This window comes from Exiguobacterium sp. s80, from assembly GCF_018618725.1.
GTDB classification, from domain to species: Bacteria; Bacillota; Bacilli; order Exiguobacteriales; family Exiguobacteriaceae; genus Exiguobacterium_A; species Exiguobacterium_A oxidotolerans.
Genome location: NZ_JACSMP010000006.1, coordinates 87,142 through 104,197, shown reverse-complemented (window position 1 = coordinate 104,197; position 17,056 = coordinate 87,142). Strand labels below are relative to the sequence as shown.

The window sequence follows — 17,056 nt, the reverse complement described above, 5'->3', positions numbered from 1 at the left end:
ACTCATAGCAATTGCCTGTTTTTCGATACGTTCAAAAGACGTTCACAGATTAAGTGGGAGCGGGAAGGGGGATAGATAAGAGAATCAATCGAAAGTGAGGAACATGGCATGTCTTTAGTCAAACCGGTTTTTATTCGCTTTTTTGGCGAAGCTTTTTTCGATAAGTCGGCACAGCTGGCCTATTATTTGATGTTGTCCTTATTTCCATTCTTATTATTCGTTGTCGGATTAGTATCTTTTTTACCATTCACTTCCGGTGAAGTCCTTGATTTGATTCGTCCTTTCGCACCAGCGGAAACCTATGATTTAATTCGCCGAAATGTCGTAGGGATTTTTGACGAAGGGGGATTGAAACTTGCTTCGATTAGCTTCGTCGCAGCCTTTTGGCTCGCCTCGATGTCTGTCCAGTCGCTCGTCCGGTCCCTCAATGATGCCCTCGAGGTGACAAGGAAAGTGCCGTTTTGGCGGGGCTTATTACAAGACTTCGGATTTACGATTGGGATGATGTTCATCTTGCCGTTTTCGCTACTTGTTCCGGTCGCCGAGAAATTGGCCCGACGCTTCATCAATCATTTTGCACTCATCGCGGATGTTGCAGCAGACTATTCGTCCATTTGGTTTGTATTCCGCTGGGGGCTCGGTTCCTTGTTTCTATTTGTGTTCTTTGTATTGTTGTATCGCATTTTACCGAGTGTCCGTTTGACGATTCGTCAAGTACTCCCGGGGGCATTATTTACGACGATTGCCTGGCAGGTCGTATCGGAAGTCTTCTCATACTATGCGGAGTTTGGGAGTTACAATCGTCTCTACGGTCAGCTCGCAGGAATCATCGTCTTGATGACCTGGTTTTATTTATCCTCCGTTGTTTTGATGCTCGGTGGATTGATGAACGCAGAACGGATGCGGCAGAAAAAAGAGGCGAAGATCATGAAGCCTGAAAAAATCAAAAAAGAAACTGTCCGCTGAGGGCAGTTTCTTTAGTTTGCACGTAAAGGGTTATGAAGATTGTTTTCGCTGTGGACGCGATTCAAAAAGACTCATGTCCTAGGAATGTCTACTTCTTACTTTTTGATAGAAAAATAGAAGCAATAGCCCAATCGTAAAGATGCCGAGCAAGATGAGCGATCCTGTTTCCTGCTCTAAGACTTTCAAGACGACACTGACGGCGACGACGGCGTAAAAGATGCCAAGACTCTTTCGGACGAAACGATCTTCGAACAGATGAAGCAAGGAAGCACCAATCGGAGAGCCGATAAACGCACCGACGATTAAAGCAATGCCGAGATAAAGCGGAGCTTCGGTACCGGAAGCAAGATAACTGGTGACACCGCCGAGGACGATCAGTGTCGCCGAGGCGATGCTCGTGCCGATGGCTTGTTTGAGTGGGAAACGGACCCATCCCATCAAGAGTGGCGTAAGCAGGAAGCCACCACTGACCCCCATGAGGGAGGAGAGAATCCCGGCAGCAAATCCGATGACGATCAATTTATAAAGATTCGCTTGTGTGATATGTCCTTCGACTGGTTTTCGTTTCGATGGTTTTAAGAACTGAATCGCAAACCACGTCAACAAGACGATGTAGAGGGCAGAAATCATCGCATCGGCTCCGGTCCGTTGTTCGAGCCAAAAGACGACCGGTGTGATGACGGCAGAACCGACGATCCCGGATAATCCGACGGCTAACGCATCACGGACATTAAAATTTTTCAGACGCATATGGGATACCGTCCCGGTCACGGTCGAACCGAGTGTCAATAACAGACTGAGGACGATCGCGGTACTGGGTGGATAACCGAGGATTAATAAGAGAGGAGTTAAAATAATCCCTCCGCCGATTCCGAAAAAGCCGGATAAGATACCAATTGTTGACCCTAAAAGTATAAACAGGATGAATTCCATGCAGTAAACCCTTCTTTCTTTTGTTCTTAATCTATCTTTACTGTACAGCGTGATGATTGATTACGAAAATAGATTATACTGATCTAAATGATTATAAAGGTTAATGAGGAGGGAAAAGAATGCGTCTCCACGAACTAAGAACGTTTATTTCATTAGTCGAAACGAAACACTTTACGAAGACAGCAGAACAACTCTATATTTCACAACCAACGGTCAGTCTGCATTTAAAACGGTTAGAAACGCATTTTGGACAAGCGTTGATTCACCGGCATTCCTTTAATAAGACGATTGAAATATCAGAAGCCGGACAATTGGTTTATCGCCACGCGAAAGAAATCCTGCATCAAGTGGAGCGACTCGATCAAGAGATGGATGAACTCGAGGGGCTTGTCCGCGGTCATTTGAAGATTGCTGCGACACATACGATTTATGAAACGATGCTCGAAAAAATGATCCATCGTTTTGTAAATCTGTATCCGGAAGTCGTGATTGATGCGAAATTGATGAATCAGGAACAAGTCGAACAAGCTGTGCTTCATTACGAAATTGATTTAGGTCTAGTCGAAGGAGTTGTCGAAGCACCACAAATTGAGGTAACGCCGTTTACATTCGATCGCCTCCGGGTGATTGGTCGACGAGAACTTGACCTCAGTGAGGCGACATTCATTTACCGTGAGGAGGGGTCTGCCGGGCGAGCAGCACTCGAATCCTGGTTAGCGACGAATGATATCGTTCCGCAACGTATCATTACGGTCCATTCGAATCGTCTCGTCAAACAGTTGATTGAAAATGGAACGGGTATTTCGATGATTTCCGAGCGGTTGGCGGGAGAGATGCTCGATTCAGCAAACTACCGGCTTCACAACGAAGATCCGGTTCACAAGCGGACTTTTCAATTCGTGACGTTAAAGGGACAACCGACGCGGCTTTCCGAGAAGTGGATGGCGATGGTAGTGGAAGAATTCAAACAGAATTAAAAAAAGAAAACTTTTCCGTTGACTTATACCCCCATAGGTATTAAAGTGTGAAATGTACCAACGAGGTATGACGAACGTCACACGAAAAAGGAGAGTGGTCTTCAAATGGAAAAATTATATGAAGATCGAATCATTCATCGAATGAACCGGATTGAGGGACAACTACATGGCATCGTCCGTATGATGAAAGAGGATGCTTCTTGTAAGGATGTCGTCACACAGCTCAGTGCGACACGTAGCGCGATTGATCGTGTCATCGGACTGGTTGTGAGTGAAAACCTCATCGGTTGTGTCAAAAATGATGAGACAGAAGAAAATCATGAACAGGCTGTTGCAGAAGCCGTTCAATTGCTTTTAAAAAGCCGGTAAAATTTTTTAGAATAATTTATACCCCTATGGGTAAAAGTAGACGGAGGAATTAGTTAAATGTCAGATGTTAAAAAAACAACGATTGTATTGTTCAGTGGAGATTACGATAAGGTGATGGCAGCATATATCATCGCAAATGGAGCAGCAGCGTATGATCACGAAGTCACGATTTTCCATACGTTCTGGGGATTAAACGCGATGCGTAAAGATGAACCGATCCAACCGGATAAAACGTTCCTCGAAAAAATGTTTGGTAAATTCATGCCACGCGGTGCAGATAAAATGCCACTTTCGAAAATGAACTTCGGTGGTGCCGGTCAAAAAATGATCAAAAACGTCATGAAAAAACACAACGCAATGCCACTTCCGGATTTGATTGAACTTGCAAAAGAACAAGACGTGAAGCTTGTCGCTTGTACGATGACAATGGACTTGCTTGGTCTGAAACAAGAAGAATTGCATGATGGGATTGAATACGCAGGTGTTGCAGCATACCTCGCAGACGCAGAAAACGGAAACGTCAATCTCTTCATCTAACTTAGAGAATGGAGGCATCACAAAGTGGATATCTTAACCGTTGTTTTTCTACTGATCGTCGCGTTTCTTGCTTACCGCATGTTTGTACCGACGAAAGGTGTCGCGAAAATCTCAACAACTGAACTAAAAAGTAAATTAAATGAGCGTAATCGGTTTTACTTGGACGTCCGGACACCGGGCGAATTTAAAGGAAACCACATTAAAGGGTTCAAAAACATTCCGCTCCAAACGTTACCGGCACAACTCGACAAAATTCCGAAAGACAAGGAAGTTATCGTGATCTGTCAAAGCGGGATGCGAAGTAAACAGGCTGTCAAGCAACTCAAAAAAGCAGGTTATCCGAACGTAACGGAAGTATCAGGCGGCATGAATGCGTGGCGCTGAACGTAAACTAAAGGAGGATGAAGTAAATGAAACGACTAACCGCTAAAGAAGTACAGGAAAAGCTTGAAAACGGGGAATACTTAAACATCATCGACGTACGTGAAGTCGACGAAGTGAAAGAAGGCAAGATTCCTGGAGCGAATCATATTCCGCTTGGTCTCGTTGAATTTAAAATGAATGAACTCGATAAGAAAAAAGAGTACGTCATGGTTTGTCGTTCTGGTGCACGCAGCGGTCGCGCGACAACATATCTCGAAGGACAAGGCTACAATGTCATCAACATGGATGGCGGCATGATGTCCTACGAAGGAAAAACAGAGTAAAAATTTTAATCTTAAATATACCCCTAGAGGTAAAAGGAGCGAATACTTTTGCAGACAATTAAAACAGACGTTGTACTTGACGCACGTGGACTCGCTTGTCCGATGCCGATCGTCCGTACGAAAAAATCAATCAAGACACTCGAACCGGGTCAAGTCATCGAAGTGCAGGCAACCGATAAAGGGTCAACCGCTGATTTACGTGCTTGGGCGAACAGTACCGGCAATCAGTACCTTGGAACGATTGAAGAAGGGGACGTGTTACGTCATTACGTCCGGAAGTCTTCCGGAAACGATCAGGAAGCTCCTGCTTTCACACAAGTAGTGAATAACGAGACACTTGAAGCAGTGCGCTCAAACGACGACGTGCTCGTTCTCGATGTACGTGAAACAGCAGAATATGCCTTTTCACATATCCCGAACGCGATCAACATTCCGCTCGGTGAGCTCGACACACGCAGTGATGAACTCGATAAAACCAAAACGATTTACGTCGTTTGCCGGACAGGCAGCCGGAGTGATCTCGCATCACAACAACTGGATGCAAAAGGATTCACGGTTCAAAATGTCGTACCGGGCATGAGCCAGTGGACGTTTGATACGGCAACGACTGTTTAATTACTAAACCGCTTAGGAGGAACAACAACAGATGGCACATGCAATGACGACTCAAGAAGTCACACAAAAAGTTATTAACCGTCAACCATTCTTTATCTTAGACGTCCGCAACGAAGATGCATTCGCGGACTGGAAAATTGAAGGTGAAAACTTCAATTATTTGAACGTTCCATACTTTGATTTACTCGATGGTGTCGAAGACATTCTCGATCAACTGCCGACGGATCAAGACGTTCTCGTCGTCTGTGCAAAAGAAGGTTCTTCCATCTTCGTCGCTGATTTGTTAGAGGAAGCAGGACGGACTGTTTCTTATTTAGCAGGTGGCATGAAGGCGTGGAGCGAGCACCTCGAACCGATTTCACTCGGAACATTGAATGAGACGGGTCAAGATCGTGGTGAAGTCGTTCAGTTCGTCCGAATCGGAAAAGGATGTTTGTCTTACATGATCATCTCGGAGGGCGAAGCGGTCCTCGTAGATGCAACACGGATGACAGATGTCTATCTTGATTATGCAGCAGCACGTAATGTCAAAATCACACATGTGTTTGATACACACTTACATGCCGATCATATTTCAGGTGGTCGTGAAATTGCTGAAAAAACGGGTGCGACCTATTGGTTACCACCAAAAGATGCGACAGATGTGACATTCGAATATGCGGCACTTGAAGATGGCAGCCATGTGCAAGTCGGGGATACACAAATCGACGTCCTTGCCCTTTATTCCCCGGGACATACGATTGGTTCGACATCATTCGTCGTCGATAACCGGTATCTCTTAACGGGTGATATCCTGTTCATCGATTCGATTGGTCGCCCTGACCTCGCAGGTCTTGCGGACGACTGGGTCGGTGACTTACGAAACTCCCTCTACACGACGTACCGTGAACTTTCGAACGACTTGATCGTGCTTCCGGCACACTTCATGTTGATTGAAGAGTTGAACGCAGATGGCAGTGTCGCGGAGAAACTGAATGTTCTCCTTGCGAACAATCACGGTTTGAACATCGAAGACGAAAGTGTCTTCCGTAAGATGGTGACAGAGAACTTGCCGCCGCAACCGAATGCGTATCAAGAAATCCGCGAAACGAACATGGGTAAGAAGACACCAGATCTCGAAACACAACGTGAGATGGAAGTCGGTCCGAACCGGTGTGCCGTTCGTTAAGCAGCTCGAAAACTAAACTAAAGCAAGCAACCATTAGGAGGAATTCACCAATGAAATCAGAACTCGTACTCGACGCAAAAGGACTTGCATGTCCAATGCCGATCGTCAAAACAAAAAAAGCAATCGCAGGACTTGAATCAGGACAAATTTTAGAAGTACATGCAACGGATAAAGGTGCTAAAAATGATTTACAAGCTTGGGCAAACTCAGGCGGTCATGAGCTCGTTAAACACGAAGAAGAAGCGAGTGTATTGAAATTCTGGATTCAAAAAGGGTAATTCAAGTTGAAGGGGGCTGCTGACAGTCCCCTTTTTTTAAAGGAGTGATCCACATGGAAATCGGTTTTATTATTACCATCTTCTTAATCGGTTTCGTCGGTTCGTACATCTCCGGGATGTTAGGAATTGGCGGATCGATCATCAAGTATCCGATGTTACTTTATATTCCACCGTTGCTCGGATTTGCGGCGTTCTCTGCTCATGAGGTCGCAGGAATCAGTGCCATTCAAGTATTTTTTGCGACGATTGGCGGCGTCTGGGCGTATCGTAAAGGTGGTTACCTGAACAAATCGTTAATCATCAACATGGGTGGAGCGATTTTGATTGGGAGCTTCATCGGCGCATATGGCTCGAACGTCTTAGCGGAAGATACAATCAATCTCGTCTACGGCATATTAGCGTTAACAGCTGCTGTCATGATGTTCGTTCCGAAAAAAGGGCTCGATGACATTCCGCTCGATCAAGTGAAGTTCAATAAAGGTATCGCAGCAAGTGCTGCCTTCATCGTCGGGATTGGTGCTGGAATCGTCGGTGCTGCCGGAGCTTTCTTACTTGTTCCAATCATGCTTGTCATCTTAAAAATTCCAACACGGATGACGATCGCTTCGTCCCTCGCGATTACGTTCATTTCTTCGATTGGCGCGACCGTCGGTAAAATCACGACGGGGCAAGTCGATTGGGGTCCTGCAGCGATCATGGTTGTTGCCAGTCTGATTGCGGCGCCACTCGGAGCAATCGCCGGGAAAAAGATGAATACTAAAATCCTGCAAGTGACCCTTGCCGTCTTGATTCTCGCGACAGCAATTAAGATTTGGCTTGATATTTTATAAACAGACAAAAAACGAGTCGGTATCGTCAAAAGACGAAACCGGCTCGTTTTTTTGCTTACTTGCTTGCGTCGATGACGTGAAGCAATTGATCTTCGACTTCTTTTGCGACCTGTTTTAATTGTTCATCTTCAACGAGCGCAATTAGTGCTGTCGGACGTGGCATGCCGATTTTCGTTTGTCCATTCTCCGTAAAGACAGCCAGTTTACAAGGTAGGAAGTAACCCGCACGTCGTTCAGCTGACAGGACGCGGTGTGCTTCTTTCGGGTTACAGACTTCGAGAATATGATACTCGCCTTCAAAGTCGAGTCCCTTTTCATCTAATTTTCCTGCTAAATCGAATTCCCAAAGGACACCAAATGAAACTTTTTGGAGCTCCTCTTTCAAACGTGTGATGGTTTTTTCTGTTGAGTGTTCAGTCGTAACTGTATAATCAAACATCGATACCCCTCCTGGTGTTTAGTCTTAAAACTATTCCCTACTTTTTCATTAAATAATCATTCAGCATCAGATGTGCAATTTTGAGGCACGGTCAACGACAAACTATGTGAAATCAAGGTACATTAGAAAAAAGACATCTAACCATTCACCCGGAACGTATGCTTTAAAAAGGAGGCGAAGGGAGATGAAGAAGCGAATGTTGACGATTCTATCCGTCGTTGCATTACTTGCCATCATGATTGGCGGGTATTTTGTTTTCCAGCAGCAACAGGCGAAGTCGAGCGGAAGTAAAGAACTGACCTATGCGAAAGAGGAGACGGCGATTTTAGCAGGGGGCTGTTTTTGGTGTATGGAACCGCCATTTGAGGAATTGAAGGGCGTGAAGTCCGTCATCTCGGGTTATACCGGCGGTGACGTTGAAAACCCGACCTACAATCAAGTGTCTGCTGAGACGACCGGTCACCGGGAAGCCGTTTTGATTACGTTTGACCCGACTGTCATTTCGTACAAACAGTTACTCGATGTCTACTGGCGCCAAATCGATCCAACCGATCCGAACGGTCAATTCGTCGATCAAGGCGAGTCGTATACGACAGCGATTTTTTATACAAACGATGACCAAAAGCAAATCGCTGAACAGTCAAAACAAGACCTGGCAGACCGCGGCATCTTTGACGACAAAATCGTCACACCTTTGATTGAGTCCGGTCCTTTTTATGAGGCGGAGGCATATCATCAGGACTACTACTTGAAGAGCGAGAAAAAGTATAAGTTTTACCGTGCCGCTTCCGGGCGAGATGAGTTCATCGACCGCTACTGGAACGATCAACCGAAACTCGATTTACCGAAGTATGACAAGTTAACGGATGCTCAAAAGAAAGCAAAATTGACCGATATTCAGTATAAAGTCACGCAAGAAGACGGGACCGAACCTGCCTTTGACAATCCTTATCACGACTTAAAAGCGGACGGGATTTACGTCGATCTGATTTCTGGTGAACCGCTCTTCTCATCAAAAGATAAGTACGACTCGAAAACAGGATGGCCCAGTTTCAGTCAACCACTCGAGCCTGGGAATATCATTGAAAAAAGTGATTTTGCCCTCGGGATGAAGCGGATGGAAGTCCGGAGTCGTCATGGCAACGCCCATCTCGGTCACGTCTTTAACGATGGTCCTGAGCCGACCGGTCTTCGGTACTGCATGAACTCGGCAGCTCTACAGTTCATTGCGAAGGAAGATTTAGAAAAAGAGGGGTACGGTCAGTATCTGTCTGAATTTAAATAACATATGCGCCCCATCCTTTCGTTCGAAAGGGTGGGTTTTCTTCTGAAAAAAAGCAGGGGGACCAAGTCGTTCGGTCAAGTGAATATTTTTCCTTTCGAAATTGTAAGGTAATATAACGAAAAAATTATCATATTTATCCAAATATTGTTTATACTTGAGAAAAGCACGATTTATTTTTCTTAAGGAGGAACAGTGGTGAAGAAGTTGACGATTTGGCTCATGTTGAGCTGCCTCATTCTGACACTTGGAGTGGGACCTTTCGCTATGAAAACGATAGCGGCAGACGAAATAGGACAGGCAATCGGATTAAAAGCAGGACAAGAAACGGTTCTCGAAACGGGGACGAACGACAAAAATACATATTGGTATAAAGTCGAACAGCAAGCAGGAATCGAAAAAACGGCATCGCACTTCGAATTATCAATTGATACGGATCAATCGATCGAAGTGACCGCCTATCCGAGTGAAGAAATGGCAGCGAAAGATGAAACATTCGATCGTTACCGGAGCTACGCTGAACCTGATGAAAAAGAAGCCATGAAACTGGCGGTTCCTTACGCTTGGGATGGCCCGTATTATATAAAAGTCGAGTACTATCCGAATATCGAAGAAGGCAAAACGACGAAAGCGGCACACGTTAAACTGACATACAATGATGTCAAACTGGCAGTCGAGTACGAACCAATCAGTGATATTAGCTGTGCAGCGGAAGAAGCGTTGAAGCAAACGACTGAAGAAAAGCCGATGCTAGCGTTGATGCACGCGATTCAAAAACAAGTGTTGAGTCAATCGGAGCAAGGACGTAGCTTAACGTCGCTGTATTACAAAGCGTCACCCTACGTCGTCAAAGCGATTTTATTTAATAAAGATAAGCGAACACAAGCAGCAGAAGACTTGAAGACGTTGAAACCAGCGATGACGGCGCTCGTCAATGGAACGACGTATACATTATCAAAAGCCGATCAGCAGGCAGTCAATCGTCTGTTTGAATTAACACGTGACGCGTCACCAGAAATCATCGCGAATGAAATCAATCAGTATGCGAAAAAAATGGAAATTTCAACGCTTGGTGGAAGCACGCTGAGTGAAACATTCCGTTCACTCGGAATGACGATTCAATCAGAAGAAAAAACACGGTTCATCGTTAAACTAAAACCAGGTCAGATGAATCGGTCGATGAAGATCGCTGGAACTCCGGCGACAGATGTTGAGCGTTTATCGCTTGGTAAAGCGGGCGACTTCGTCATTGTCACGGAAGATCCGACAGTCAAAAGTCAAACCGCGACGGCATTGAAACAGTCACTCAGCCGGTCTTCTGCCGTCGAGTATGTCGAGAAAATTCAGACGTACCGCGCAACAGGGGACATCAACTATGACTACCAGTGGGCGTTAAATAAAAATGCAATCGTCGAACAGTTACCGGATGTCGGAATCGGTTTTGAACAATTCGTCGCCAGTCCAATCAGCAAAACATTGACTCCGGTGACGATTGCTGTCATCGATACAGGAGTCGATTACCGCCTGAAAGATTTACAAGGAAAAGTCGACATCGCGAACGAAAAAAACTATGTCGATGTCAATGGAAAAGGAGATGCCCTTGACGACAATGGTCACGGGACACATGTCTCAGGCGTCATCGCGGCAGTACTCGAAAATGAATATGGCATTCGCGGAATTCACCAATCTGCTCAAATCCTCCCGATTAAAGTATTGAATGCGAATGGGGAAGGCGAAACAGATGCCATCGCACTCGGAATTAAATATGCTGTCGATCACGGAGCAAAAGTCATCAACATGAGCCTCGGAGGCGGCGAGAGTCGAACGATGGCTTACATGATGAAGTACGCAGCGGACAACGGCGTCACAGTCGTCGCGGCGTCAGGGAATGAATATGACAGTTACATCGGGTTCCCGGCGAACTCGGAGTATGCCATTTCAGTTGGAGCAACGAATCCACTCGGGATGGTCGCTGACTATTCGAACTACGGTTTCGGGCTTGACGTCGTGGCACCAGGATCAAAAATCGCAAGTCTCGTCCCGGACGGTAACACCGTTTACATGGATGGAACGAGTATGGCAACACCACACGTTGCGGCAGTCGCAGGCATCTTGGCGTCACTCGACGGGACACTGAAACCAAAAGAAATCGAAAACATCTTACGAACAAGTGCAGAACCACTCGCCTTCGAAAATCCGAATGATTGGTACGAGGATGATGAAGAGGACATGGAAGACGAGTATCCGCCTGGTAAAGCGCCGGAAAAACTTCCGGCCTACGTCAGTCCGGTATCCGGTTACGGGAAAATCAATATTTTGCGTGCCATCTCACAATTGCATTTACAAGGAAAAGTCAAACCGGTCTATGACAATCAACTCGTTGTCAGCGGGACTGTTAAGACGGGCACAAAAGTAGAAGTCTGGTCAACAAAACGTTTAGCTTCGACGGTAGCAAAAGCTGGTACGTTCTCCGTTCAAATTCCACGCCAAGCAAAAGAAACAGTCTTGACGATTCGTTATGCGAATGGAACGGATGTTACATCTGAGCGGACGGAAGTATTGCCTGGGAAAGCACCTGCTGCACCGAAAGTGAATCCTGTACTCGCAGGCGCGACGAAAGTGACAGGAACAGCCAGTGCAAGTGGAAAAATCGTCATGAAGGACGCTAAGAATAAGACGATTGCCACAAGCATGGTGGATGCGAAAGGTAAGTTCAGCGTCAAAGTACCAAAACAAACAGCTGGAGCACGCCTCAGCGTGACGGTGCTTGATATCGCAAAACGTTCAAGTAAACCAACTGTCGTAACGGTTTTGGCACCACCTGCGGCACCAAAAGTCAAAGCCATCACTAGTAGTCAGACGAAACTGTCTGGGACAGGTGAGAAAAAAACACGCGTCTACGTACAAAATGCGAAAAAGAAAGTCATCGCTAAAGGAACCGTCACGTCAAAAGGAACGTTCTCTGTAAAAATCGCGAAACAAAAAGCAGGAACGAAACTTTCCGTTTATCTTGTCAACGCGCATAAACAGACAAGTGTAAAGACGTCGATCACGGTCAAAAAAGCGAAAAAATAATCTGTTTAACAGACCTTCTCCAGTCATCTGGAGGAGGTTTTTTTGTAGTCGATTATTTTTAAGGTATTTTTCGGTAGATTATGCTATTTTTAAGTAACTGAAACCATTTTAAAAAAGGCATCATCCCTGAGTGGGTGGTGAGGAGGATATTCTATGATCAAGTGGATTCGGAGACGAATCGGACGCCAGTTGCTAGCGGTGTTTTATGTAGTATTGCTATTAGTATCGGTGACATCATTTTTTGTTTATGACTACATGGAAACACGAATTGAATCGTCCCGAAGTGATCTTGAGACGATTAGTGAGAAAAATAGACGGGCTGATACGCTTTGGGACAATTGGCAGACCGTCCAATTTGGGTTACGCGGATTCGTGATTTTTGGAGATCAGGAACGATTTGATGAGATTGAAGCCTTACGGACTGAAATCAAAAGTGAGACGGATTGGTTTGGACGCAGAGCAGAAACGGATCAAGAAGAAGAATTCGCTGCTCAAATGTTGAACTTGTATGATTTATATTACGGGGCATTGTTCCCGCTGACGCAATCATACGTAACGGAGAAAAAAGCAAATCGCATCAATGAAGATTTTTTACAAGGTGATAGTTTGTTTTCGTTACCAATCGCGCAACGTCTCGTCGAGCAAGGTCAAATCAAACCAACGGCAGACGGATCGATTGATATCACCCCAGACATCGAAAAAGCATCATCGGCACTGGAAGAATACCGTGATACGTTGCAGCAACAACAAGAAGCTGCCGTTTTAAAATTACGGACTGAAGTCGCGAATACACAATGGATTTGGATTTCAAGTATTTTTGTTTTAATCAGTTTCATTCTATTGTTCGTTCATCCGTTCATTCGTCGGATGACAAAACAGTTATTCCGCTTAATTGACGACAATCAAAAATTGACGCGAAGTGAACCGATTGAAATAGATGAGGTGGCACAACAACGTCCGGATGAAATCGGTCTACTCCGGGCCTCATTCAATCAAATGGCGCTGACGACGAACGCACATAAAGATGAGATGCAGGGGAAAAATGAAGAGTTGCAAGCGCAAAGTGAAGAATTGCTTGCACAACAAGAAGAACTGCAAGCACAGCAAGAAGAATTAGAGGAAGCCTACCAGGCAACGAAACAAAATGAAGAAAAATTAAAGCTCAGAAGTGAACTGACAGAAGCCTTAGCCATTCGAGAAACGATGGAAGCCTATCCGTCAATCATCCAGAAAATGATTGATATCACGTCTTCAGAGTACGGAGCGCTTCTTCTTTATGAAGCAGGCATGTACATCGGTGCGACGACGAATGGCATGAAACAAAGTCACCTGGAAGCCTTACGAACTGACGATACGTCCGTGTTAAGTCGGATGCTGTTAGGTAAAAAGATCGTTCAATCTGAAAAACGTGTCGACCGAACAGCGGACATTCCGTACAGCTTTAGTACACACGAAGTGGCACTACCTATCTATGATCCGGCAAGTGGTCAGTTGATGGCGGCAGTTTATTTAGTCCGGTACAAGTCGCCTTACAAAAAGCAACAGTTACTTGATATGCGCGATTTCTCCCAACAAATGACGCTCTCTCTGTTACGGACACGTTCGTATGAAGAGATGAAACAAGAAAAGAAAAAAACGGAACAAGTTTTAGACTCGATTCGTGAGGCCATCATCTATCTAGAAGACGGAAATGACGAACTGTATGTCAACCGTCCGCTGTTTGACCTGATTCCGGAATTACAATCGGAGTTCACGAGTGACCGGACCTTATCATCCGGGTCCTATGTGATTGAAGTGATGCGAAGTGTAGTCGACGATCGTGACGTATTTGATGAGTATGTCACTTTAATTCGCTCAGGCATCGTTCCTCCGGATAAGTTTCAGTTCGATGTGCGAAACAATACAGCACACCTCGAAGTGTATGCGGAACGGATTGATATTGAAGGCGGATGGAAAGGTGTCATTCTTGTCATTCGTGATATTACCCGGGAAACAGAGGCGGATCGCCTGAAAACAGAACTCGTGTCAACGGTCTCCCATGAGTTACGAACACCGCTTTCATCCATTTATGGATTTACGGAGTTGATGTTGAACCGTGAAATCGATGTCATGAAGCAAAAAAAATATTTAGCAACGATTCATGACGAAACAGGTCGTTTGTCAAACTTAGTGACAGACTTCTTAGACGTTCAACGGATGCAATCAGGGGCGCAGCTCTATCAAAAGACGACACTTCATTTGTACACTGTCGCGAAACAAGTCGTCGAAATTTATGAGACGTCGAGTGTACGCCACTCGATTCGACTACGCCTCTTAAATAAGGAATTGCCAGCCATTCATGCTGACGAAGATCGTATTAAACAGCTCTTAAGTAATTTAATTAATAATGCAATCAAATATTCACCGGATGGTGGAGAAATTGACGTCGTTCTGGACTTGGATGATGAGAATGTCATCATTCATGTCATTGACGAAGGGATCGGCATACCGCCTCATGCGTTTGCTCATCTGTTTGATAAATTTTATCGCGTAGACAATTCCGATACGCGTCGTATCGGTGGAACGGGACTCGGGTTATCAATCTGTAAAGAAATCGTCAAGGAACATGATGGAACGATCCACGTTGAATCTGAAGAAGGCGAAGGCAGTACATTTACGATTCTACTTCCATTGTCTAGCGTACTTCCATCTTAAAAATACACTAAAATGCTTGCTCGTTCATTCGAGCAAGCATTTCAGCGTGTAGAAAAACTATTAAAAAGCGTAAACATACGGTATCGAGAGGCAATCCGTTCACGCTTGCCTGTCTCGCCTCGTCTTCAAAGCGGCAATCGGTCACGCCGCTACAGCAAAGCTGCTGGGTCGCTTACGATTGCTTTTCGCTTTAAAAGCGAGTCAAGACGGATTGCGCTCTAAACCGTCTGCATGCCCGGCTTTCCGTCACGGTGTTACCTAAAAAGCGTCACATTTCGTTGACTCCTACGGGAAAAGTGCGTTTTTAACGCACTTTCAGAGGCAGCCAAGACCCTGCTCGTTGTCCGTGAGGACTAAGGAGCAACGGCTTGCGCCTCGCCCGAGGAAAGCAACGAAAAAAGATGCTTCGTCTCTCGATAGCACTTTGTCTACAGTTTAAAATGCTTGCTCGTTCATTCGAGCAAGCATTTTTTAGGGTCGACCAAACCAAATACTTCGATAGGCGGAATAGAGGAAAATAAAAAACTTTTTGAATATAATAAGAAAAGAAGGTTAAAAATATATTGTTTTGACCGATAGATGATAGGACATTAGAACTATTTGAAGGGAGGAGGACGAAGTGAGACAAAAATTAATTTATATTTTGATAATTGCTTGGATTTTGAGTCATTTTAGCTGGTTAGGCATTGTAGGAACGTCCTCCGATCTCGCACGAATCGGTAATAGTCTATTTACGACGGGTGGTGCTGTTTTATCTTCTGCAATGCTCCTACTGGCGATTTATAAACATCCCACTCGTCCCTTTACGCAACGACTTTTTTTCCTGTTGCTCTTAGGAAATATCGCTTTGATTGCAGGTGAAGTAGGTCAATTGGTTTTGCAAATTCAGCGGGCTGAACGCTTTGGACCATTCGACTGGATTGACTTTGTCTTCAGCTTGCAGATTATCTTTTATTTGATTGCGTTTTGTTATTTTTTATTCAATCGCCGTACTCAAATCAATCTGCGATTTTTCTTATTCGATGAATTAATTATTCTGATCGTTGCAGGATCGATATCTTGGCACTATATGATTACACCCTATTTAAAAAATGCGACCGGATTTGACTTAGAAACCTTGCTGTTGATTCGCTATCCGCTAGGTGATTTGTTACTCCTTGGAGGAATGATCATCTTATTCTTTGGCGTGATGAAACGAGGCAACAGTAGATCGTTGTTGCTCGTCTTATTAGGTTTTCACTTACAACTATTAGCCGACCTTCTGTACGTCGTGTTGTATCGGGCGGACTTCCCGGTGTCCGCCATGTGGCTCGATCCAGTTTGGCTCGCGACGACGTTGACAGTAGGGGGAGCCGCGATTTTATTTAATGCAGATGAGCGGTCTGTCGATTTCATGTTAAATCGTCGCGTGCTGGATTGGGTACGCTTAGTGACGCCTTATATTTTCTTGTTGATTTTATTTATCACAATGGCGCGCCAAGCCGTCACCTTTAACGGGTTGACCATCGGGCTGATGATTGCGACACCGTTGTTGATTTCGCGACAAATTCGTATTGTCATGGACAATCAACGGCTTCGGGAAAACTTGGAGGCGAAAGTCGACCAGCGGACGGCGGACTTGGAGCGAGCGCTCGAAGAAATGGAGCACATGGCTTATCACGATGCATTGACGAATTTGCCGAACCGGTATTTGTTTGCCCGTCTCTTTAAAGAAGAGCTGCGTCGCGCTGAAATACACGAACGGTTAGCCGCTCTGTATTTTATTGATGTGGATCACTTCAAACAAATCAATGACACCTATGGTCACCAAATCGGCGATCAACTCATCATCGATATTGCCAGCCGTCTTGAGAAAAAATTACCACACAACACTGTCATTTCCCGTCAAGGCGGTGATGAATTCGTTGTCCTTTTATTTGACGTGAAAGAAACGAACGTGATTGAGGAGTGTGGACAATTACTCGTACAATTGTTTGAACGCCCCTTTATTCTTCAAGACACACCGGTCTGCATGACAGCGAGCATCGGGTGCGCAATCTATCCGACACATGCGACGTCACGGACGACGTTGATTGAACAAGCGGATATTGCGATGTATGAAGCGAAACGGCGCGGGAAAAATCAATTCTATTTACAAGCTGATTAAAAAGCGAAGCCTCCCGAAAACAGGGTGCTTCGCTTTTGCT

At 45.1% G+C, this 17,056-nt stretch carries 16 protein-coding genes; 14 read left to right on the top strand and 2 right to left on the bottom strand.

What is annotated here, in order from left to right; all coding sequences use genetic code 11:
• Positions 1–108: 108 nt before the first annotated feature.
• Complete coding sequence (locus tag KNP94_RS11640; protein ID WP_088836176.1) at positions 109–966, top strand: YihY/virulence factor BrkB family protein; 858 nt, start codon at positions 109–111, stop codon at positions 964–966.
• Between the two features lie 78 nt (positions 967–1,044).
• Here the strand turns inward: KNP94_RS11640 and KNP94_RS11635 are convergent, their stop codons facing one another.
• Complete coding sequence (locus KNP94_RS11635; protein WP_214770412.1) at positions 1,045–1,899, bottom strand: sulfite exporter TauE/SafE family protein; 855 nt, start codon at positions 1,897–1,899, stop codon at positions 1,045–1,047.
• 119 nt (positions 1,900–2,018) lie between these two features.
• On the opposite strand from KNP94_RS11635, the gene KNP94_RS11630 reads away from it, so the two are divergent.
• The 9 genes from KNP94_RS11630 (at position 2,019) to KNP94_RS11590 (ending at position 7,380) form a co-directional block, all read left to right on the top strand.
• Entirely contained in the window at positions 2,019–2,876 is an 858-nt protein-coding gene (locus tag KNP94_RS11630; protein ID WP_214808726.1) for a LysR family transcriptional regulator, read from the top strand.
• Positions 2,877–2,981: 105 nt separating this feature from the next.
• Entirely contained in the window at positions 2,982–3,245 is a 264-nt protein-coding gene (locus KNP94_RS11625) for a metal-sensitive transcriptional regulator (RefSeq protein WP_029332497.1), read from the top strand.
• 57 nt (positions 3,246–3,302) lie between these two features.
• Positions 3,303–3,782 carry a DsrE/DsrF/DrsH-like family protein gene (locus KNP94_RS11620; protein ID WP_088836179.1) on the top strand — a complete coding sequence of 160 codons (480 nt, stop codon included), beginning with the start codon at positions 3,303–3,305 and terminating at the stop codon, positions 3,780–3,782.
• Positions 3,783–3,860: 78 nt separating this feature from the next.
• Entirely contained in the window at positions 3,861–4,166 is a 306-nt protein-coding gene (locus KNP94_RS11615) for a rhodanese-like domain-containing protein (protein WP_214770531.1), read from the top strand.
• A 26-nt stretch (positions 4,167–4,192) separates the two neighbouring features.
• Positions 4,193–4,489: a rhodanese-like domain-containing protein gene (locus KNP94_RS11610; protein ID WP_215115682.1), complete on the top strand. Its 297-nt coding sequence runs from the start codon at positions 4,193–4,195 to the stop codon at positions 4,487–4,489.
• A gap of 48 nt (positions 4,490–4,537) precedes the next feature.
• Positions 4,538–5,104: a sulfurtransferase TusA family protein gene (locus KNP94_RS11605; protein ID WP_088836181.1), complete on the top strand. Its 567-nt coding sequence runs from the start codon at positions 4,538–4,540 to the stop codon at positions 5,102–5,104.
• A gap of 31 nt (positions 5,105–5,135) precedes the next feature.
• Positions 5,136–6,272: an MBL fold metallo-hydrolase gene (locus tag KNP94_RS11600; RefSeq protein ID WP_214805545.1), complete on the top strand. Its 1,137-nt coding sequence runs from the start codon at positions 5,136–5,138 to the stop codon at positions 6,270–6,272.
• Positions 6,273–6,322: 50 nt separating this feature from the next.
• Positions 6,323–6,550: a sulfurtransferase TusA family protein gene (locus KNP94_RS11595; RefSeq protein ID WP_029332503.1), complete on the top strand. Its 228-nt coding sequence runs from the start codon at positions 6,323–6,325 to the stop codon at positions 6,548–6,550.
• A gap of 53 nt (positions 6,551–6,603) precedes the next feature.
• A complete protein-coding gene (locus KNP94_RS11590) occupies positions 6,604–7,380 on the top strand; it encodes a sulfite exporter TauE/SafE family protein (protein ID WP_029332504.1) in 777 nt (258 codons plus the stop codon).
• Positions 7,381–7,435: 55 nt separating this feature from the next.
• Here the strand turns inward: KNP94_RS11590 and KNP94_RS11585 are convergent, their stop codons facing one another.
• A complete protein-coding gene (locus tag KNP94_RS11585; protein WP_088836183.1) occupies positions 7,436–7,819 on the bottom strand; it encodes a DUF302 domain-containing protein in 384 nt (127 codons plus the stop codon).
• Positions 7,820–8,003: 184 nt separating this feature from the next.
• Here KNP94_RS11585 and msrB point away from each other — a divergent pair, with 184 nt between their 5' ends.
• The 4 genes from msrB (at position 8,004) to KNP94_RS11565 (ending at position 17,016) form a co-directional block, all read left to right on the top strand.
• Positions 8,004–9,104, top strand: a complete 1,101-nt coding sequence (gene msrB / locus KNP94_RS11580) for a peptide-methionine (R)-S-oxide reductase MsrB (RefSeq protein ID WP_214767257.1) — start codon at positions 8,004–8,006, stop codon at positions 9,102–9,104.
• A 195-nt stretch (positions 9,105–9,299) separates the two neighbouring features.
• The gene (locus KNP94_RS11575) at positions 9,300–12,176 is read left to right on the top strand and encodes a S8 family peptidase (protein ID WP_215115681.1); all 2,877 of its coding nucleotides are present in this window, start codon (positions 9,300–9,302) and stop codon (positions 12,174–12,176) included.
• 153 nt (positions 12,177–12,329) lie between these two features.
• Positions 12,330–14,870, top strand: a complete 2,541-nt coding sequence (locus tag KNP94_RS11570) for an ATP-binding protein (RefSeq protein WP_214803516.1) — start codon at positions 12,330–12,332, stop codon at positions 14,868–14,870.
• A 619-nt stretch (positions 14,871–15,489) separates the two neighbouring features.
• Positions 15,490–17,016, top strand: a complete 1,527-nt coding sequence (locus tag KNP94_RS11565) for a diguanylate cyclase domain-containing protein (RefSeq protein WP_353048588.1) — start codon at positions 15,490–15,492, stop codon at positions 17,014–17,016.
• Positions 17,017–17,056: the final 40 nt, after the last annotated feature.

Coding starts and splice junctions, on each gene's coding strand:
- KNP94_RS11640 (WP_088836176.1), top strand. CDS start 109: ATGTCTTTAGTCAAACCGGTTTTTATTCGCTTTTTTGGCGAAGCTTTT.
- KNP94_RS11635 (WP_214770412.1), bottom strand. CDS start 1,899: ATGGAATTCATCCTGTTTATACTTTTAGGGTCAACAATTGGTATCTTA.
- KNP94_RS11630 (WP_214808726.1), top strand. CDS start 2,019: ATGCGTCTCCACGAACTAAGAACGTTTATTTCATTAGTCGAAACGAAA.
- KNP94_RS11625 (WP_029332497.1), top strand. CDS start 2,982: ATGGAAAAATTATATGAAGATCGAATCATTCATCGAATGAACCGGATT.
- KNP94_RS11620 (WP_088836179.1), top strand. CDS start 3,303: ATGTCAGATGTTAAAAAAACAACGATTGTATTGTTCAGTGGAGATTAC.
- KNP94_RS11615 (WP_214770531.1), top strand. CDS start 3,861: ATGTTTGTACCGACGAAAGGTGTCGCGAAAATCTCAACAACTGAACTA.
- KNP94_RS11610 (WP_215115682.1), top strand. CDS start 4,193: ATGAAACGACTAACCGCTAAAGAAGTACAGGAAAAGCTTGAAAACGGG.
- KNP94_RS11600 (WP_214805545.1), top strand. CDS start 5,136: ATGGCACATGCAATGACGACTCAAGAAGTCACACAAAAAGTTATTAAC.
- KNP94_RS11595 (WP_029332503.1), top strand. CDS start 6,323: ATGAAATCAGAACTCGTACTCGACGCAAAAGGACTTGCATGTCCAATG.
- KNP94_RS11590 (WP_029332504.1), top strand. CDS start 6,604: ATGGAAATCGGTTTTATTATTACCATCTTCTTAATCGGTTTCGTCGGT.
- KNP94_RS11585 (WP_088836183.1), bottom strand. CDS start 7,819: ATGTTTGATTATACAGTTACGACTGAACACTCAACAGAAAAAACCATC.
- msrB (WP_214767257.1), top strand. CDS start 8,004: ATGAAGAAGCGAATGTTGACGATTCTATCCGTCGTTGCATTACTTGCC.
- KNP94_RS11570 (WP_214803516.1), top strand. CDS start 12,330: ATGATCAAGTGGATTCGGAGACGAATCGGACGCCAGTTGCTAGCGGTG.